15 protein-coding genes and 1 pseudogene are annotated in these 16,743 nt (G+C 69.9%); 10 read left to right on the top strand and 6 right to left on the bottom strand.

Annotated features, from left to right (window positions below):
• Positions 1 to 53 precede the first annotated feature (53 nt).
• Entirely contained in the window at positions 54 to 266 is a 213-nt protein-coding gene (locus ACWD4G_RS18925; RefSeq protein WP_451294731.1) for a hypothetical protein, read from the top strand.
• A gap of 15 nt (positions 267 to 281) precedes the next feature.
• Here the strand turns inward: ACWD4G_RS18925 and ACWD4G_RS18930 are convergent, their stop codons facing one another.
• On the bottom strand, positions 282 to 1,082 hold the full coding sequence (locus ACWD4G_RS18930; protein ID WP_451294732.1) for a site-2 protease family protein: 801 nt from the start codon (positions 1,080 to 1,082) through the stop codon (positions 282 to 284).
• A gap of 209 nt (positions 1,083 to 1,291) precedes the next feature.
• On the opposite strand from ACWD4G_RS18930, the gene ACWD4G_RS18935 reads away from it, so the two are divergent.
• Positions 1,292 to 4,837, top strand: coding sequence for an AfsR/SARP family transcriptional regulator (locus ACWD4G_RS18935; protein WP_451294733.1), 3,546 nt, complete (start codon positions 1,292 to 1,294; stop codon positions 4,835 to 4,837).
• Between the two features lie 45 nt (positions 4,838 to 4,882).
• On the opposite strand, the gene ACWD4G_RS18940 is transcribed toward ACWD4G_RS18935, so the two are convergent.
• The 3 genes from ACWD4G_RS18940 to panB form a co-directional block, all read right to left on the bottom strand.
• The gene (locus ACWD4G_RS18940) at positions 4,883 to 5,713 is read right to left on the bottom strand and encodes an ABC transporter permease (protein WP_451294734.1); all 831 of its coding nucleotides are present in this window, start codon (positions 5,711 to 5,713) and stop codon (positions 4,883 to 4,885) included.
• A complete protein-coding gene (locus tag ACWD4G_RS18945; RefSeq protein WP_451294735.1) occupies positions 5,710 to 6,744 on the bottom strand; it encodes an ATP-binding cassette domain-containing protein in 1,035 nt (344 codons plus the stop codon). Before ACWD4G_RS18945 ends, ACWD4G_RS18940 begins: the two co-directional genes overlap by 4 nt.
• A 201-nt stretch (positions 6,745 to 6,945) precedes the next feature.
• Entirely contained in the window at positions 6,946 to 7,833 is an 888-nt protein-coding gene (panB, locus tag ACWD4G_RS18950; RefSeq protein ID WP_451294737.1) for a 3-methyl-2-oxobutanoate hydroxymethyltransferase, read from the bottom strand.
• Between the two features lie 277 nt (positions 7,834 to 8,110).
• On the opposite strand from panB, the gene ACWD4G_RS18955 reads away from it, so the two are divergent.
• From ACWD4G_RS18955 to ACWD4G_RS18980, 6 genes and pseudogenes are all read left to right on the top strand, one after another.
• Positions 8,111 to 9,694, top strand: coding sequence for an MFS transporter (locus ACWD4G_RS18955; RefSeq protein WP_451294739.1), 1,584 nt, complete (start codon positions 8,111 to 8,113; stop codon positions 9,692 to 9,694).
• Between the two features lie 101 nt (positions 9,695 to 9,795).
• A complete protein-coding gene (locus ACWD4G_RS18960) occupies positions 9,796 to 10,431 on the top strand; it encodes a TetR/AcrR family transcriptional regulator (protein WP_451294741.1) in 636 nt (211 codons plus the stop codon).
• A 243-nt stretch (positions 10,432 to 10,674) separates the two neighbouring features.
• On the top strand, positions 10,675 to 11,739 hold the full coding sequence (locus ACWD4G_RS18965) for an endonuclease/exonuclease/phosphatase family protein (RefSeq protein ID WP_451294743.1): 1,065 nt from the start codon (positions 10,675 to 10,677) through the stop codon (positions 11,737 to 11,739).
• Between the two features lie 83 nt (positions 11,740 to 11,822).
• Positions 11,823 to 12,074: a hypothetical protein gene (locus tag ACWD4G_RS18970; RefSeq protein WP_451294745.1), complete on the top strand. Its 252-nt coding sequence runs from the start codon at positions 11,823 to 11,825 to the stop codon at positions 12,072 to 12,074.
• Between the two features lie 30 nt (positions 12,075 to 12,104).
• Positions 12,105 to 12,543 (top strand): annotated as a pseudogene (locus ACWD4G_RS18975) (pyridoxamine 5'-phosphate oxidase family protein).
• Between the two features lie 24 nt (positions 12,544 to 12,567).
• Positions 12,568 to 13,014, top strand: coding sequence for a VOC family protein (locus ACWD4G_RS18980; RefSeq protein ID WP_451294747.1), 447 nt, complete (start codon positions 12,568 to 12,570; stop codon positions 13,012 to 13,014).
• A 1-nt stretch (position 13,015) separates the two neighbouring features.
• On the opposite strand, the gene ACWD4G_RS18985 is transcribed toward ACWD4G_RS18980, so the two are convergent.
• Both ACWD4G_RS18985 and ACWD4G_RS18990 read right to left on the bottom strand, forming a co-directional pair.
• A complete protein-coding gene (locus tag ACWD4G_RS18985) occupies positions 13,016 to 13,510 on the bottom strand; it encodes a hypothetical protein (RefSeq protein ID WP_451294749.1) in 495 nt (164 codons plus the stop codon).
• Between the two features lie 177 nt (positions 13,511 to 13,687).
• A complete protein-coding gene (locus tag ACWD4G_RS18990) occupies positions 13,688 to 15,049 on the bottom strand; it encodes a glutamine synthetase family protein (RefSeq protein ID WP_451294751.1) in 1,362 nt (453 codons plus the stop codon).
• Between the two features lie 370 nt (positions 15,050 to 15,419).
• Here ACWD4G_RS18990 and ACWD4G_RS18995 point away from each other — a divergent pair, with 370 nt between their 5' ends.
• Complete coding sequence (locus ACWD4G_RS18995; RefSeq protein ID WP_451294753.1) at positions 15,420 to 16,085, top strand: DUF3105 domain-containing protein; 666 nt, start codon at positions 15,420 to 15,422, stop codon at positions 16,083 to 16,085.
• Positions 16,086 to 16,119: 34 nt separating this feature from the next.
• The gene (locus ACWD4G_RS19000) at positions 16,120 to 16,743 is read left to right on the top strand and encodes a DUF305 domain-containing protein (protein WP_451294755.1); all 624 of its coding nucleotides are present in this window, start codon (positions 16,120 to 16,122) and stop codon (positions 16,741 to 16,743) included.

The following is a 16,743-nucleotide window of genomic DNA, read 5'->3' on the forward strand; positions in this document are numbered from 1 at the left end:
CTTCGGACGCGTACGACCCCGTCCGACCGTCCTGCTGTCAGGAGCCGACTTCCATGCCCCCCTTGCCCCCACCCAACCCGGCCCGGCGACTCGCCCTCTACGCGCTCATCGTCTGTCTTCTCGCCGTCGCGGCCGCCGTGGTCTCCTTCGCCCGGGGCAGCTGGCTGGGTGTGGTGTGGGTCCTGATGGCCGGGCTGTCGTCCAACATGACCTGGTACTACGTACGGCGGGCGAAGGCCGGGCGGGCGCAGTCGGCGGCGAACTGAGCCCGCGCTGACGCTTCACACCGTGAGGCAGATGTCGCTGTCCTCCCGCCAGAAGCGGTAGAGCTGGAAACCGCAGTCGGACAGGATGTCCTGGACACCCAGCCCCCGCATGAGGGCGTCGATCGCGTCCCAGAACACGGCGTTCACCGACGGAATCCACAGCACCACGAAGACCAGCAGCAGCCCGAACGGGGCCAGCGGCTCCACCTGGCGGCGGATCTTGTACGACAGCCAGGGCTCGATCACGCCGTAGCCGTCCAGGCCGGGCACCGGCAGGAAGTTCAGAATGGCCGCCGTGACCTGGAGCATCGCCAGGAAGGCGAGCGCGAACAGGAACGCCGCCGGCACCCCGTCCGTCACCCCCAGCCAGAACGGGGCCGTGCACACCGCCGCGAACAGGACGTTCGTCAACGGCCCGGCCGCCGAGATCAGACTGTGCTTCCACCGCCCCCTGATCCGCCCCCGCTCGATGAAGACGGCACCGCCCGGCAGACCGATACCGCCCATGATCACGAAGATGACCGGCAGCACGATGCTGAGCAGGGCGTGGGTGTACTTCAGGGGGTTGAGGGTGAGATAGCCCTTGCCGCCTATGGAGATGTCACCGCTGTGCAGGGCGGTACGGGCGTGGGCGTACTCGTGCAGACAGAGCGAGACGATCCACGCCGAGGTCACGAAGAGGAAGACGGCGAGCCCGGGTTGCTCGGCGAAGCCGGACCAGGTGGCCCAGCCGGTGACCGCCATCACGGCCACGATGCCCACGAAGACAGGACTGATCCTCCGGTCGCTCCTACTCCGGGACGCGGCGGTGGTCATGGGGCTCCTAGGACTCTCGATCAAGCGGCTGGACTCTGCGAAGTACTGGGACTTCTTGGATGGGACTGCCCGACGGTACCGGGCGTACGCCGAAAACGTCTCGCGGGTACCGCCGAGTTCCTAGCAAGGTGGGCACGACAAACCGCTTGACCGGCAGCCGGAGAGCCGCCTGGCTCCGCGGCCCCGGCCCCCGTACAGATACAGAGACAATGGACCCCGTGCGCTATCGCATCCTCGGCACCACCCAGGCCCTGTACGCCGACGGCACGCCCGTCCCGCTCGGCGGGGCCCGGCTGCGCGCCCTGCTGACCGTGCTGGCGCTGCGCCCCGGCCGTACGGTTCCGGCGCCGGCGCTGGTCGACGAGGTGTGGGACGGAGATCCGCCCGCCGACGCCCACGGGGCGCTCCAGGCGCTGGTCGGCCGACTGCGCCGGGCCCTGGGCGCCGAGGCGGTGGCGTCCGGCAACGGCGGCTACCGTCTGGCGGCCGGCCCGGACGACGTGGACCTCCACCGCTTCGACCGCCTGTCGGCCGAAGGCACCCGGGCACTCGCGGACGGCGATCCGGCGAAGGCGGCGGCGGTGTTGGACGAGGCCCTCGCCCTCTGGCAGGACCCACCCCTGGCCGACCTCCCCGACCGCACGGCCGAGGCGTCCCGCTGGCGGACCCGCCACCTGGAAACCCACCGCACCCGCCTCACGGCGGCCCTGGCCCTGGGCCAAGCGGATTCCGCCCTCCCCACCCTGACGGCCCTCTGCGACACCCACCCCCTGGACGAGCCCCTCCAGTCCCTCCGCCTCCAGGCCCTGAGAGCCACAGGCCGCCCAGCGGAAGCCCTGGCCGCCTACGACCACTTCCGCCGCCACCTGTCCACCCACCTGGGCACGGACCCAGGCCCAGAACTACAGTCCCTGCACAAGGAGTTACTGACCACAACTCCGACACGAGCCAACGGGAGCCGAGCGCCGCGCGTGAGCTGGGCTGAACGTCCCGAGATACGACGAGTCGAGCCACCCCAGGGGCGCGGGGCAGCTACATATGCGGCTCCGCCGCGTGGGCGCGACCAGCCCCCCACTCACCCTCACCCGCGCATCACACCCCAACCCCCCGAGCTCTCAGGCGCCCGGGGTCGAAGGGGCAGCGCCCCTGGGGATGGGACGGGTAGGGGCGGCGGGGGCGAGACCCCTCTCGAACTCTCAGGCGGCCCCAGGCCAGAACCACCCACCCACCCCCACCCGCCCCACCGCGCGGCAGCGCTGGGCAACCTCCCCACCCGCCTGACCTCCTTCGTAGGCCGAGACACAGACATCGACACCATCCGAACCGACCTCACCACCACCCGCCTGCTCACCCTCCTCGGCCCCGGCGGCGCCGGAAAGACCCGCCTCTCCCAGGAGGCCGCCGAGGCAGTCGCAACCACCCTCCCCGACGGCGTATGGCTCGCCGAACTCGCCCCCGTGGACGCCCCCGAGGACGTCCCGGAAGCCGTCCTCACCGCCCTCGGCGCCCGAGAAACCGTCCTCAGAGGCGCCGGCGCCGAGGAGATGCGCGCGGTGGCCGACCGCCACGGCAACCCCACGGCCCGCCTGCTGGAGCACTGCGCCCGCCGCAGAATGCTCCTCGTCCTCGACAACTGCGAACACGTCATCACCGCCGCCGCCCACCTCGTCGAACGCCTCCTCCAGCACTGCCCCGGCCTGACCGTCCTGGCCACCAGCCGCGAACCCCTCGGCGTACCGGGGGAGTCGGTACGCCCCGTCGAACCCCTCCCCGAGCCGTACGCGCTCCGCCTGCTCGCGGACCGTGGCGCGGCGGCCCGCCCCGGTTTCACGGTGGCCGACGACCCCGACGCGGCGGCCGAGATCTGCCGCCGCCTGGACGGCCTGCCCCTGGCGATCGAACTCGCCGCCGCCCGCCTCCGTATGCTCACCCCCCGCCAGATCGCCGACCGCCTCGACGACCGCTTCCGGCTGCTCACCTCCGGCAGCCGCACCGTCCTGCCCCGCCAGCAGACCCTCCGCGCCGTCGTCGACTGGTCCTGGGAACTCCTCGACGAGGAGGAACGCGAGGTACTGCGCCGGCTGTCGGTCTTCGCAGGCGGCTGCGACCTCGCCGCGGCGGAGGCCGTCTGCGGCCCGGCCGCACTGGAGGCGCTCGGCTCGCTCGTCGACAAGTCCCTGGTGGTGGCGGCCCCGGTCACCCATGGCGAGATGCGCTACCGGCTGCTGGAGACGGTCGCCGAGTACGCCGGGGAACGGCTCGCCGAGTCCGGCACCCGCACCGCCGCCGAGCGCGCCCACCTCACGTACTACCGCGAACTCGCCCGCACCACCGACCCGTTGCTGCGCGGCCCCGGCCAGCGCGCGGCGATCGAGTTGATCGAGCTGGAGTACGAGAACTTCCGTACGGCGCTACGGCACGCCGTCGCCGAGCGGGACGAGCAGGAGGCGCTCTGTCTGTCGCTGTCGCTGTCCTGGTACTGGCAGATGCACGACCTCAAGAGCGAGGCCCGGCACTGGTCCACGCAGGTCGGGCAGCTCGGCCCGGACCCGTTCACCGCGCCCGCCCGCCCCGTACCGGACCTGCCGGAGCGGCTGCTCGCCGACCCGCCGCCGATGCGCGAGGAGGTCCTCCAGGAGGCGCGGCGCGCGGTGCATCTCGTCCATCTCGGCTGTATGGACTCGGAGTTGAGGGCGTGGCAGACCCCCGAGGCGCAGGAGAGGATACGCGTCATGCGGGAGACGTACCGGACCGGCCAGCCGCAGGTCTGCCGTTTCCCGACCATGCTGTGGTTCTACGCGGTCCTGCTGTCCGGTGACATGGAGCGGGTGAAGGAGATCATCGACTCCAACATCCGTACCGCCCGTGCCCTCGGCGACACCTGGGAGCTGGCGGCGAGCCTGCAGATGCGGGCCAACATCCTCGCCAACCGCAGCGACTGGGCGGGCGACGCCACCCGTGACGCCGATGAGTCGCTGGAGCTGTTCGAGAGGCTGGGCGACGACTGGAGCGCCGCCGAGGCGCTGTCGGCGCGCGGTGAGGCCCTGGAGCGCACGGGGAGGTTCAGTCAGGCCGCGGCGGACTTCGAGCAGGCCATCGGATACGCCGAACGGCTAGGTGCCAAGGCCCAGTTGGGCATCCTCGGGGTGCGGCTGGGCAATGTGCTGATCGAGTGCGGCGAGGCCGAGAAGGGCGAGAAGATGCTGCAGGAGGTGCTGGCGGCCGACCACCACACCGCCCACGAGGCCCGGTTGGCGGCCCATCTCTTTCTCGTCATCCGGCTCGGCCGCACCGATCGCCTGGCCGAGGCCCGTGAGCAGCTCGGCCGGCTCCGCCAGGTCTCCGACGTGGTCGACTTCGTGCTCTTCGCCGGGCTCGTCCTCGGCATCGAGGCATGGCTGGACAATCTGTCCGGGGACCACGCCCGGGCCCTCGACCGGTCACGGCAGGCCATGGAGCAGGCTTTGGACCCGCTCGCCCAGGTGATCACCCCGCATATGTCCGCCAGCCATCTCGTCACCGCCGCCACGGCCATGACGCGGCTCGACGGCGGTGCCCGAGCCCGGGACGCGGCCCGTCTCCTCGGCGCGGCCGACGCCCTGCTTCCGCCGGGCCACGTCCCGAGCTCCCTGGAGAAGGAGGGCCGCGTCCAGGCCGAGGCCGGCATCAGGGCCGTACTGGACGACGAGAGCTACGCGGCGGCCCACACCGAGGGCGGCGGCCTCACCGCGGAGGAGGCCACCGCCCTGATGTGATCCGCCCCGGCCGCGGGCGCCCCGGCCGCGGGCGGCCTCATACCGTCAGCTCTTCGTGCGGAACTTGTGGATCGCGACCGGTGCCATCACCGCCGTGATCGCCAGCGACCAGGCGAGAGTCACCCATGCGTCGTGGGCGACCGGACCGCCCACCATCAGACCTCGGGCGGCGTCCGCGAGGGTGGACAGCGGGTTGTAGTCGGTGAAGCCCTGCAGCCAGCCCGGCATCGACGTCGTCGGCGCGAAGATCGACGAGCCGAACTGCAGCGGGAACAGCACCAGGAAGCCCATCGCCTGCACGGACTGCGCGTTCTTCATGATCACGCCCAGGGTGAGGAACACCCACATGATCGACGAGGCGAACACCGTGGACAGCGCCACCGTCGCGAACAGCCCGGGCCAGTCGGTGATCTCGAACCCGACCGCGACCGCGACGATCATCAGCACGGCCGTCGCGAACAGCATCCGCAGCAGCTCCACCGAGATCTTCGCGAAGAGCACCGAGCCCCGCCCGATCGGCAGTGACCGGAAACGGTCCATGACGCCGGAGTTGAAGTCCTGGCTGAATCCGGTGCCGACGCCCTGGGACAGCGTCATGCTCATCATCGCGATCATGCCGGGGATGACGTACTGGACGTACTGGTCCTGTCCGCCGCCCAGTGCCTGCCCGATCGAGCCGCCGAAGACGAACACGAACAGCAGGGTGAAGATGACCGGCATCAGCAGCGCGTCGGCCATCGACTCCGGGTCCTGCCGTATCCACAGCAGATTGCGCCGTACGAGCGCCCCGGTGTGCCGCAGATGCCCGCGCAGCGAGATCCGGGCGTCGTCGCCGGTGGAGAGGGGCTTGGTGGCGACGGAAGTGGTGGTACTCATACGGCGGCGACCTCCTGACGTTCGTCGGTGGTGGCGGGCGTGGCGTCCTGCGGCGCACTGGCGCGATGGCCGGTGAGGGACAGGAACACCTCGTCCAGGCTGGGCAGTTCGGTGGTGATGGAGGCGAGGGTGACGCCTTGGGAGGTGACGGCGCCGACGACGGCCGTCAACTGCTCGTCGCTGAGGATCGGCACGAGGAGGGTGCCGGTGGCGGTGTCGACGGTGGTGGTCGCGAGCCCGGTGATCCCGAGACCGTCGAGATAGGAGGCGAGCGGCCGCAACCGCGAGGCGTCGACGGGCCGGACCCTGAGCGTCCGCCCTCCCACCTTGGCCTTCAGCTCCTCGATCCCCCCGGCCGCGACGACCTTCCCCCGGTCCACGACGGTCAGCTCGGAGGCGAGTTGCTCGGCCTCCTCCATGTACTGCGTGGTCAGCAGCACGGTCACCCCGTCCCCGACCATGGCCTTGACCTCGTCCCACACCTCGTTGCGGGTGCGCGGGTCCAGCCCGGTGGTCGGCTCGTCGAGGAACAGCACGCTCGGCCGTCCGATCATGGATGCGGCGAGGTCGAGCCGCCGCCGCATACCACCGGAGTACGTGCCGGCCGGCCGCTTGGCGGCCTCGGTCAGCGAGAACCGCTCCAGCAGCTCATCGGCGCGCGCCCGCGCCGCCTTGCGCGGCAGATCGAGCAGCCGCCCGATCATGTACAGGTTCTCCCACCCCGGAAGCTTCTCGTCCACCGAGGCGTACTGCCCCGTCAGCCCGATCACCCGCCGCAACTGCCGGGGCTGCCGTACGACGTCGTACCCGGCGACGGTCGCCGAGCCGGCGTCCGGCGCCAGCAGCGTCGACAGTATCCGCACCAGCGTCGTCTTCCCCGCCCCGTTGGGCCCCAGCACCCCCATGACGGTGCCCTCACGCACATCCAGGTCGACCCCGTCCAGCGCCTTGGTCTCGCCGTAGTGCTTGACCAACCCCCGTACGGTCACAGCGCCCTTCGCGCCGCCGGCCTTGTCGTCGATTCGTGTCATACGGACGACGATGCCAGCCCCCACCGACAAACCACCGACACGGAACCGACAGCCGGCCGACACCTCGCGGGCGCGGGGGTTCCCCTACGTCATCCGGCAGCCGCGGCAACGAAGCAGCCCGCCGACGGGGGAAGATCGGCGGGCTGCTGTGGTACCGCAGTGGTTCGAGGGCAGGCGGGGGCGTTTCGGGCCCCGGCGGCTCTAATGGACGGAGTGCTGCTCCTGCGGGAACGTTCCGCCGACGACGTCCTCGGCGAACGCCTTGACCGCCTCGCCCATCACCTGGCGCAGGTCGGCGTACTGCTTGACGAACTTCGGTACGCGGCCCCCGGTCAGCCCGAGCATGTCGGTCCAGACGAGGACCTGGGCGTCGGTCTCCGGGCCGGCGCCGATGCCGATCGTCGGGATGTGGAGGACGCGCGTGACCTCGGCGGCCAGTTCCGCCGGGACCAGCTCCAGGACCACCGCGAACGCGCCCGCGTCCTGGACGGCCTTGGCGTCGCGCAGCAGCTGCTGGGCGGCCTCCTCGCCCCGGCCCTGCACGCGGTAGCCCATCGTGTTGACGGACTGCGGGGTGAGCCCGACATGGGCCATCACCGGGATACCGGACTCCACCAGCAGCCGGATCTGGTCGTACGACCGCTCGCCGCCCTCCAGCTTCACGGCCCCGACCCCGGCCTCCTTGACCAGCCGGGTCGCCGAGCGCAGCGCCTGCACCGGGCCCTCCTGGTACGAGCCGAAGGGCAGGTCGCCGACGACCAGGGCGCGGCCGGTGCCCCGTACGACGGCGGCGGAGAGCATGGTCATCTCGTCGAGGGTGACGGGCACGGTGGTGTCGTACCCGAGGTGGGTGTTGCCCGCCGAGTCGCCGACGAGGAGGACCGGGATGCCGGCCTCGTCGAACACGGACGCGGTGGCCGCGTCGTAGGCGGTGAGCATGGGCCACTTCTCGCCGCGCTCCTTGGCGGCGGCGAGGTCACGGACGGTGATGCGCCGGGTGCTCTTGCCTCCGTACAGCGCCTTGGCGCTGTCGGCGGCCGGCCGCACACCCTGCGCAGGCTGCTTCTGGGCAGCGGAAAGCTGCGTCATCGCAACGGCTCCTTCATGTCATCTCGAGGCGCCCTCACGGCGTCCCCGGACCAGCTCCATGGTGGCACCTCGTGCCAGATACGACCAGAAGCGGGGTGGGGGAGATGAGTCACGCGACGGGACGGCGAGGGGAGGGGGACGGCAACGGGAGGGACGGCTCCGACACGGCACACCGGCGGGGTGCCTACGTCCCGTGGCCTAGGTCCGTTCTTCATCTCTCCGTAAAGATTTTCGATACGAGACGGTGCCGTATCGGAATTGGCTTATCGTCGAAGACATGACTTCTCCTGCTGCCCCTGTCGAACGGCGGGTGCCCGAAGCGGTGCACAGGCGCCGCTGGGCGATTCTCGGTGTGCTGATGCTGAGCCTGCTGATCGTGGTGCTCGACAACTCGATCCTCAACGTCGCCATCAAGACGATCTCGACCCCGGAACCCACCGGGCTCGGCGCCACCCAGAGTGAGCTGGAGTGGGCGATCAACGCCTACACGCTGGTCTTCGCGGGGCTGCTGTTCACCGCCGGACTGCTCGGCGACCGGCTCGGCCGCAAGAGGGTGCTGCTCGGCGGTCTCGTCGTGTTCGGCATCGGCTCCGCGCTGGCCGCCGAGTCGGGCTCACCGGTCCAGCTGATCGCGTTCCGCGCGCTGATGGGCCTCGGCGCCGCCTTCGTCATGCCCGCGACCCTCGCCGTCCTGATGAACGTCTTCGAGCGCGACGAGCAGCCTAAGGCCATCGGGATATGGGCGGGCGGCGTCGGTCTCGCCATCGCCATCGGGCCGATCACCGGAGGGCTGCTCCTCGATCACTTCTGGTGGGGATCGGTCTTTCTCGTCAACGTTCCGATCGTCATCCTCGCGCTCGGGCTGATGCTGTGGCTGGTGCCCGACTCCCGCGACCCGAACCCCGGACGGATCGACCCGATCGGTGTGCTGCTCTCCGTCGTCGGGCTCGTCCTGCTCGTCTACGGCATCATCCGGGGCGGTCAGCTCGCCGACTTCGCCGACGCCACGGTCCTCGCCCCCATCGCGGGCGGACTCGCCGTCCTCACCGGCTTCGTCCTGTTCGAGAAGCGCAGCGACCATCCGTCCATCGACATCTCGTTCTTCAAGAACAAGGTGTTCTCGGCCTCGATCGGCGTCATCGGCCTGGTCTTCTTCGCGCTGATGGGCGTCACGTTCTTCTCCGTCTTCTACACCCAGACCGTACGCGGCTACTCTCCGCTGGAGACGGGCCTGTTGATGCTGCCGCTCGCCCTCGCGCAGCTCTTCTTCGCACCGCGCGCCCGGCTCGTCGTCGAACGGTTCGGCAACAGCGCGGTGTGCACGGTCGGCATGCTGCTGATCGCCGGGATGCTGGCCGCGTTCGCCGTGCTGGACGCGGACACGCCGATTTGGATTCTTGAGGTGATCTTCTTCCTGATGGGTGTGGGCATGGCCCATGTGATGACCCCGCTCAGCGTCGTCATCATGCAGGCCCTGCCCCGTGAGAAGGCCGGCTCCGCGTCCGCGCTCAGCAACACCTTCCGCCAGGTCGGCGGCGCCCTCGGCATCGCCGTACTGGGCTCCGTGCTGTCCGCGTCGTACCGGGGCGCCGTCGAGGGCGAGTTGCCCGCCGGGGCCCCGCACGCCGCCGCCGAGTCCATCGAGGCCACCCTCGGCTTCGCCGCCCGGCTCGGCGACCGGGGCGCCGCCCTGGTGACCCCGGCCCATGACGCCTTTCTGCACGCCATGCACGTCACCGCGCTGTGCGGCGCGGCGGTGGCCGTCGCCGGTGCCGTGGTGATGGCCGTCTTCCTGCCGGGCAGGCCGAAGAGCGGCGAAGGGGAGGAGAAGGAGGCGGAGTTGGTGAGCGCGGAGAACTGAATTCGGCCACCCGTACGACGCCGGGGGCGCCCTCCTCTCTCGTACACCTCGTACGCGAGGGAGAATCACACCGGCGCCCTCGCACAGAAACGGAGTCGACCGTGAGCCTCGCCGAAAGTCCGGCCGGAGATGAGCGGACCAGGGAAGCGGGTCCCGTACGCGGGCGGCCCCGCAGCGAGGCCGTGGAGCGGGCGATCATCGAGGGCGTGATGAAGCTCATCGAAGAGGGCGTCCCGCTCTCGGAGTTGTCCATCGAACGCGTCGCCAGGACCGTCGGTGTGGGCAAGGCCACCATCTACCGCCGCTGGGCCGGCAAGGAGGAACTCTTCGTCGACGTGATGCGCGCCGCCGAACCCCCCGAACCGGAACTCCCCGGCGTCTCCATGCGCGAGGACCTCGTCGTCCTCCTGGAGTCGACACGCCAACGCGGCCTGTTCAACCGGTCGTCGGCGATCCTGCACAACGTCTTCGCCCAGATGAAGCGGAGCCCGAGGATCTGGGACGCCTACCAGACGAATGTCGTCGCCCCGCGCCGCAAGATGGGCATCGACACGCTCCGCAGAGGCCAGTTGAACGGCGAGATCCGCTCGGACGTCGACGTCGACTTCATCGGCGACATGGTCTTCGGCCCCATGCTCGTGCGTACCGTGCTGAGCCCCGACGCCGACCTCCCCGAGGATCTCCCGGCGCGCATCGTCGACACCCTCCTCGAAGGACTGCGCCCCGCCGCGAAGTGAGTCGGCGAAGCGAGTCGTCGAGGCGGGCATCCGCGAAGTGAGTCTGCGAGGTGAGTCACAGTGCAATGTGCTCGTTTCGTTACAGAAAACGAGCCTTGGCGGTCGGTCCGGAACTCCGAGCAGCGACGTTTTCGTCCTCGTGCCCGTACGGCCGCCGTGGGGCGGTGAGAACGACGGCGATCATCCCCTAGGGTCTTGAGGGCGCGGGGGGACGAAGTGCACGGCAGGCAGTGAGGCGACGGTATGGCGCAGGCGTATGTGACGGAGACGGGCGGCGGCGGCACGGGCGAGGGCCGCGAGGGAACCCGGATTCGGCGCCTGCTCGGACGATTTCCCGGACGGTTCCTCGACAGTTGGAGAGGGGACCGGCGGATCTGGCGGCGCGGCATCGTCATCGCGGTCCTGGCCCTGCTGCTGGCGCTGGTCATGGTGGCCCACGCCCAGATCCCCAACACGGTCGGCAACCTCGGCAGTCTGACGGAGACGTTCCTGCCCTGGCTGGGCGCGGCGATCCCGCTGCTGCTCCTGCTCGCCCTGGTCCGCAGGTCGGCGACGGCGCTGATCGCGGTCCTGGTGCCCACGATCGTCTGGCTGAACATGTTCGGCGGGCTCGTCACCAGCAAGACCGGCGGCGGCGGTGACCTCATGGTCGTCACCCACAACGTCAACGCCGACAACGCCGACCCCTCCGGCACGGCCCGCGAGGTCGCCGCGTCCGGCGCGGACGTCGTGGCCCTGGAGGAGCTGACGGAGAACGCGGTGCCGGTCTACGAGAAGGCGCTGGCGGCGACGTACAAGTACCACAAGGTCGTCGGCACGGTCGGGCTGTGGAGCAAGTACCCGATGAACGACACCAAGGCCGTCGACATCAAGCTCGGCTGGGAGCGGGCCATGCGGTCCACGGTGACGACCCCCGAGGGCTCCGTCGCCGTGTACGTCGCCCATCTGCCGTCGGTGCGGGTGAAGCTGGAGGCCGGGTTCACGGCCCGGCAGCGCGACAAGAGCGCCAACGCCCTCGGCGAGGCCATCGCCGACGAGCCCATCCAGCAGGTGGTCCTCCTCGGCGACCTCAACGGCACCATGAACGACCGCGCCCTCAACGCCGTCACCGCCCAGATGCGCTCCACCCAGGGCGCCGCAGGCGACGGCTTCGGCTTCAGCTGGCCCGCCTCGTTCCCGATGGCCCGCATCGACCAGATCATGGTCCGCGACATGGAACCGATGGCGTCCTGGAACCTCCCCGAAACAGGCAGCGACCACCTCCCGATCGCGGCCCGCGTCGAGGTCGAACCCTCCTCGGACAGCTGACCGCCCCTGGCACCCACGGCTCGGGACAGGGGCTGTGCGGGGGCGGGGGGACGGAACACTGCCGGTTGCTACCTTCCGGGGCCATGACCGACAGCGTGTATGTGGGCAATGCCGGCAAGGAAGCGGCACTGGACCGGGGGTGGCTGCTGGGGCACTACAAGGACGCCTTCCGGGTGGAACTGCCCGGGCGCAGTGTTCTCCTGGAGCGGCAGGGCGACTACGTCGTGTGGGGCCGAGGTGTCGATCACTCCTGGTTCGCGGAGGAGGAGTCCGTGGTACTGACGGTCCGCTGGCCCTCCGTTCCCGGCTACCGGGTGATCGAAGCGGCTTCCTGACGAACAGGCTGCGACGGAAGAGGGCACACCATGGTGAGCAGCAGTACGCCGCAGGGCCGGTTGGACTCCCGCTACAGCGATCCGGCTGCCGCCGCGCCCGACTGGGGCGAGGTGGAGGGGATGCCGGCCGGGGCCGAGCTGTTCTGGATCTCGACGGTGCGACCGGACGGACGGCCGCATGTGACGCCGCTGCCTGCGGTCTGGTCGGCCTGCGCGCTGCACTTCTGCACCGGCCCCGAGGAGCGCAAGGCGGAGGGCGAGGCCGTACGCGTGACCGACGACGAGCGGCTGCGCGAGCTGGCCGCCGGATGGGAGGCGAAGTACGGCGACTTCTGGCACTTCGAGGTACAGGAGGTCCATTCCCCACCACGGCGCCGGCCGCGCCCTCGTCTTCTCGGTGGCGCCCGGCACGGTTTTCGGCTTCGGTAAGGGGGAGCCGTTCTGCCAGACGCGGTGGCGGTTCGCCTGACACCCGAGTCGAAGGAGTCACGCCATGGACTTCACCCTCGAAGTGATCCCGCTGCCCGTCACCGACCTCGACCGGGCCCGTGACTTCTACCGGGACAAGGTCGGCTTTCATGTCGACATCGACCAGGAGGTCATGCCGGGCATGCGGATCATCCAGCTGACCCCGCCCGGCTCCGGCTGTTCCATCGCCCTCGGCGACACCATCTGGGAGATGGCCCAGGGCGCCAAGCCCGCCCCAGGCTCCTACCAGGGCCTGCAACTCTGCGTCGCCGACATCAAGGCCGCCCACGCCGAACTCACCGAACGCGGCCTGGACGTCTCCGAGCCCGTCCAGTACGCCCCCGACGACGGCGCCACGTTCATGTACTTCAAGGACCCGGACGGCAACGGCTGGGCCGTCCAGGAATACCGCCGCCGCGCCACCGAGCCGCTCCACCGGGTACTGGCCGACCTGGCAGCACGGCAGGACTGACTCAGACAGCGCCTGTCGCCGCGTACCGGCAGCCTTCCAGGCGGCGGTACCACCAGACATGGGGGCGCCACCAGCGGCGTACGGCGACGAAGGGGTCCGGCAGGGTGCGGTCGAGATAGGCGGCGTCCAGCGGCTCGATCCGACGCCTCAGCTCGGCACGGGCCCTCGGCGGCAGACTCCGCAGGACCGTGTCGAGCACGTCGCGGCTGTGTCTGACGTCCAGCAGGGCGCAGCCCCGGCAGCCGCAGTCATCCAGGAAGGGGTACCGGGGGCGGCGGCCCGGCGACCGTGCGAACGCCTCCCACCGTCGCAGCGCGGCCCTGGTGGCGCCGGGGAAGACGTCGTAGTCGGTCGAGAGTGCCTCGTAGTGGTGGATCGCGAGACTCGTACGGGCCGAGAGGCCATGGATACGGTCCGGCGCGGGAGTGTCCCAGCGCACGGGCCGGTGCTGAAGCCGCCGTGCGGCGCGCAGCGCGCCCTGCCGTCTACGCGGCATGGGCCTTTCGTCGAAGCGTGGTCACGGGGATGACCTTACGTGTCCACCGCCGGCCCACGAAAGCCGGTTCGACGACGAAGACCGGTTCCACGACGGGAGTCTGTTCGACGACGGGAACGGCAAGGAGGGGAGCCCCCGACGGGGCTCCCCTCCGATCCCGGCCAACCGCGCGGAGCGCTACAGCACCGGCAGGTTCTTCCGCAGCTCGAACGCGGTGACCTCGCTGCGGTACTCCTCCCACTCCTGCTTCTTGTTGCGCAGGAAGAAGTCGAAGACGTGTTCGCCCAGGGTTTCGGCGACGAGGTCGCTGCGCTGCATCAGGGACAGGGCCTCGCCGAGGTTCTGGGGGAGGGGTTCGATGCCCATGGCGCGGCGTTCGGCGTCGGAGAGGGCCCAGACGTCGTCCTCGGCGCCCGGCGGGAGCTCGTAGCCCTCCTCGATGCCCTTGAGGCCGGCGGCCAGGAGCATGGCGTAGGCGAGGTACGGGTTGGCGCCGGAGTCCAGCGAGCGGACCTCGACCCGTGCCGAGCCCGTCTTGCCGGGCTTGTACATGGGCACGCGGACCAGGGCCGAGCGGTTGTTGTGGCCCCAGCAGATGTACGAGGGGGCCTCGCCGCCGGCGCCCGCCGTGCGCTCGGTGCCGCCCCAGATCCGCTTGTAGGAGTTGACCCACTGGTTGGTCACGGCCGCGATCTCGGCGGCGTGCTTCAGCAGGCCCGCGATGAAGGAGCGGCCCACCTTGGAGAGCTGGTACTCGGCGCCCGACTCGTAGAACGCGTTCCGGTCGCCCTCGAAGAGGGAGAGGTGGGTGTGCATACCGCTGCCGGGGTGCTCGCTGAACGGCTTCGGCATGAACGTGGCCTGGATGTTCTGCTCCAGCGCCACCTGCTTCATGACCAGGCGGAACGTCATGATGTTGTCGGCCGTGGAGAGCGCGTCGGCGTAGCGGAGGTCGATCTCCTGCTGGCCCGGGGCGCCCTCGTGGTGGGAGAACTCGACCGAGATGCCCATCGACTCCAGCATGGTGATCGCCTGGCGGCGGAAGTCCATGCCGACGTTGTGCGGGGTGTGGTCGAAGTAGCCGGAGTAGTCGGCCGGGGTCGGCCGGGAGCCGTCCGTCGGCTTGTCCTTCAGCAGGAAGAACTCGATCTCGGGGTGGGTGTAGAAGGTGAACCCCAGGTCGGAGGCCTTCGCCAGCGCCCGCTTGAGGACATAGCGCGGGTCGGCGAAGGACGGGGAGCCGTCGGGCATGAGGATGTCGCAGAACATCCGGGCCGTACCCGGGGCCTCCGCACGCCACGGCAGCACCTGGAACGTCGACGGGTCCGGCTTGGCGATCATGTCGGACTCATAGACCCGGGCGAAGCCCTCGATGGCCGAGCCGTCGAAACCGATGCCCTCGTCAAACGCCTGTTCCAGCTCAGCGGGGGCCACGGCCACGGACTTCAGGAAGCCCAGCACATCCGTGAACCACAGGCGTACGAAACGGATGTCGCGCTCCTCCAATGTCCGGAGCACGAACTCCTGCTGCTTGTCCATCTTCCGCTTCCACCCATTCCTTGCTGGTCAGGCCGCCTTGCTCCCGAGCACGGGAGGCGGTCGGGCACCTGAGCATGACACCACAACAGCGTTTCACGCGCGTTGCGCGCCCCCATCGGCGAACCGACATCGGGCTGAACGCCCGGCGTACGGCAGATGTACCGCCCGGTCGCCCGGCGCACGGGCCGCTCCGCAGCCCCTCCCCATCTTGCCTGTTCGCGCCGCCATCCGTAACGCCCAGGTTGTCCGACGCCGGGTGCGAGGGAGCATGGGAGGGCGAGATCCCTCGTTTACTCGGAGGATCAGATCAAATTACGATCGAGTGGTCCGACCGTCCCATCCGCCTCAACCCCCACTAAGGACTCAACCCATGGCCGCCAAGAACACCAGCAGCGCGGCGCGCAAGGCGCGCATCGAGGAGATGCGCCGTGCCGAGCGCTCCCGGGAGCGTCGGAACCGGATTCTCGTGATCGGCGCCAGCGTGGTGATAGTCGCCGGCCTCGTGGTGGGCGGAACCGTACTGATCCAGTCGCAGTCCGACGACAGCGGCAGCTCCACCGCGTCCAGCGACTCCAAGAACTCGGGCAAGTGGGAGACCGGGTCGGACGGCGTCAAGACCTGGAGCGCCAAGCTCACCCAGAACCACGTCACCAAGACCGTGGACTACCCGATGGAGCCCCCGGTCGGCGGCGACCACAACCCGGTCTGGCAGAACTGCAACGGCGACGTCTACGACAGCGCGATCAAGAACGAGAACGCCGTGCACTCCCTGGAACACGGCGCGGTCTGGGTGACGTACAACGACAAGGCATCCGACGCCGATGTCAAGGCGCTCGCGGCGAAGGTCAAGAAGACCCCGTACACGCTGATGAGCCCGGTCGAGGACCAGAAGGACCCGATCATGCTCAGCGCCTGGGGCCACCAGCGCACGGTGACCAGTGCCTCCGACCCGAACCTCGACAAGTTCTTCGAGACGTACGTCCAGGGCGAGCAGACGCCCGAGCCCGGTGCGGCCTGCACCGGCGGCGTTTCCTGACGGCGGCCCCCGGCGGAGTGGGACAGTGGCACATATGAAGCACATCGCCTGGATCGCCTCGGGAGCCGCGACGGTGCTCGTCGCGGCCGGGGCGATCACCTACGCGGTCGCCGACGCCGACGGAGACTCGGGGCTGAAGACCCCGTCCGCCGACTCGGCGGACGCCGGGTTCGCCCGGGACATGGCGGTCCACCACCAGCAGGCCGTCGAGATGTCGTACATCGTCCGTGACCGCACGGACGACGAGGAGGTGCGCCGCCTCGCCTACGACATCGCCCAGACCCAGGCCAACCAGCGCGGCATGATGATCGGCTGGCTCGATCTGTGGGGTCTGCCGAAGGTGTCCTCGGAGAAGCCGATGGCCTGGATGGGCATGGGCGACATGGCCTCCGGCGAGGACGGCTCCCTGATGCCCGGGATGGCGACCGACGCCGAGATGGAGAAGCTCGGCAAGCTCAACGGCAAGCAGGCCGAGATCTTCTACCTCCAGCTGATGACCGACCACCACAAGGGCGGCATCCACATGGCCGAGGGCTGTGTCTCCCGGTGCACGGTCGGCGTGGAGAAGAAGCTCGCCCAGGGGATGGTCAACGCCCAGGAGTCCGAGATCTCCCTGATGACGGGCATGCTCAAGGACCGGGGCGCCGCACCGCGCTGA

Source organism: Streptomyces sp. NPDC002643 (genome assembly GCF_053592555.1).

Coding starts and splice junctions, on each gene's coding strand:
- ACWD4G_RS18945 (WP_451294735.1), bottom strand. CDS start 6,744: ATGACACGAATCGACGACAAGGCCGGCGGCGCGAAGGGCGCTGTGACC.
- ACWD4G_RS18940 (WP_451294734.1), bottom strand. CDS start 5,713: ATGAGTACCACCACTTCCGTCGCCACCAAGCCCCTCTCCACCGGCGAC.
- ACWD4G_RS18935 (WP_451294733.1), top strand. CDS start 1,292: ATGGACCCCGTGCGCTATCGCATCCTCGGCACCACCCAGGCCCTGTAC.
- ACWD4G_RS18965 (WP_451294743.1), top strand. CDS start 10,675: ATGGCGCAGGCGTATGTGACGGAGACGGGCGGCGGCGGCACGGGCGAG.
- ACWD4G_RS18985 (WP_451294749.1), bottom strand. CDS start 13,510: ATGCCGCGTAGACGGCAGGGCGCGCTGCGCGCCGCACGGCGGCTTCAG.
- ACWD4G_RS18980 (WP_451294747.1), top strand. CDS start 12,568: ATGGACTTCACCCTCGAAGTGATCCCGCTGCCCGTCACCGACCTCGAC.
- panB (WP_451294737.1), bottom strand. CDS start 7,833: ATGACGCAGCTTTCCGCTGCCCAGAAGCAGCCTGCGCAGGGTGTGCGG.
- ACWD4G_RS18925 (WP_451294731.1), top strand. CDS start 54: ATGCCCCCCTTGCCCCCACCCAACCCGGCCCGGCGACTCGCCCTCTAC.
- ACWD4G_RS18970 (WP_451294745.1), top strand. CDS start 11,823: ATGACCGACAGCGTGTATGTGGGCAATGCCGGCAAGGAAGCGGCACTG.
- ACWD4G_RS18955 (WP_451294739.1), top strand. CDS start 8,111: ATGACTTCTCCTGCTGCCCCTGTCGAACGGCGGGTGCCCGAAGCGGTG.
- ACWD4G_RS18995 (WP_451294753.1), top strand. CDS start 15,420: ATGGCCGCCAAGAACACCAGCAGCGCGGCGCGCAAGGCGCGCATCGAG.
- ACWD4G_RS18930 (WP_451294732.1), bottom strand. CDS start 1,082: ATGACCACCGCCGCGTCCCGGAGTAGGAGCGACCGGAGGATCAGTCCT.
- ACWD4G_RS18990 (WP_451294751.1), bottom strand. CDS start 15,049: ATGGACAAGCAGCAGGAGTTCGTGCTCCGGACATTGGAGGAGCGCGAC.
- ACWD4G_RS19000 (WP_451294755.1), top strand. CDS start 16,120: ATGAAGCACATCGCCTGGATCGCCTCGGGAGCCGCGACGGTGCTCGTC.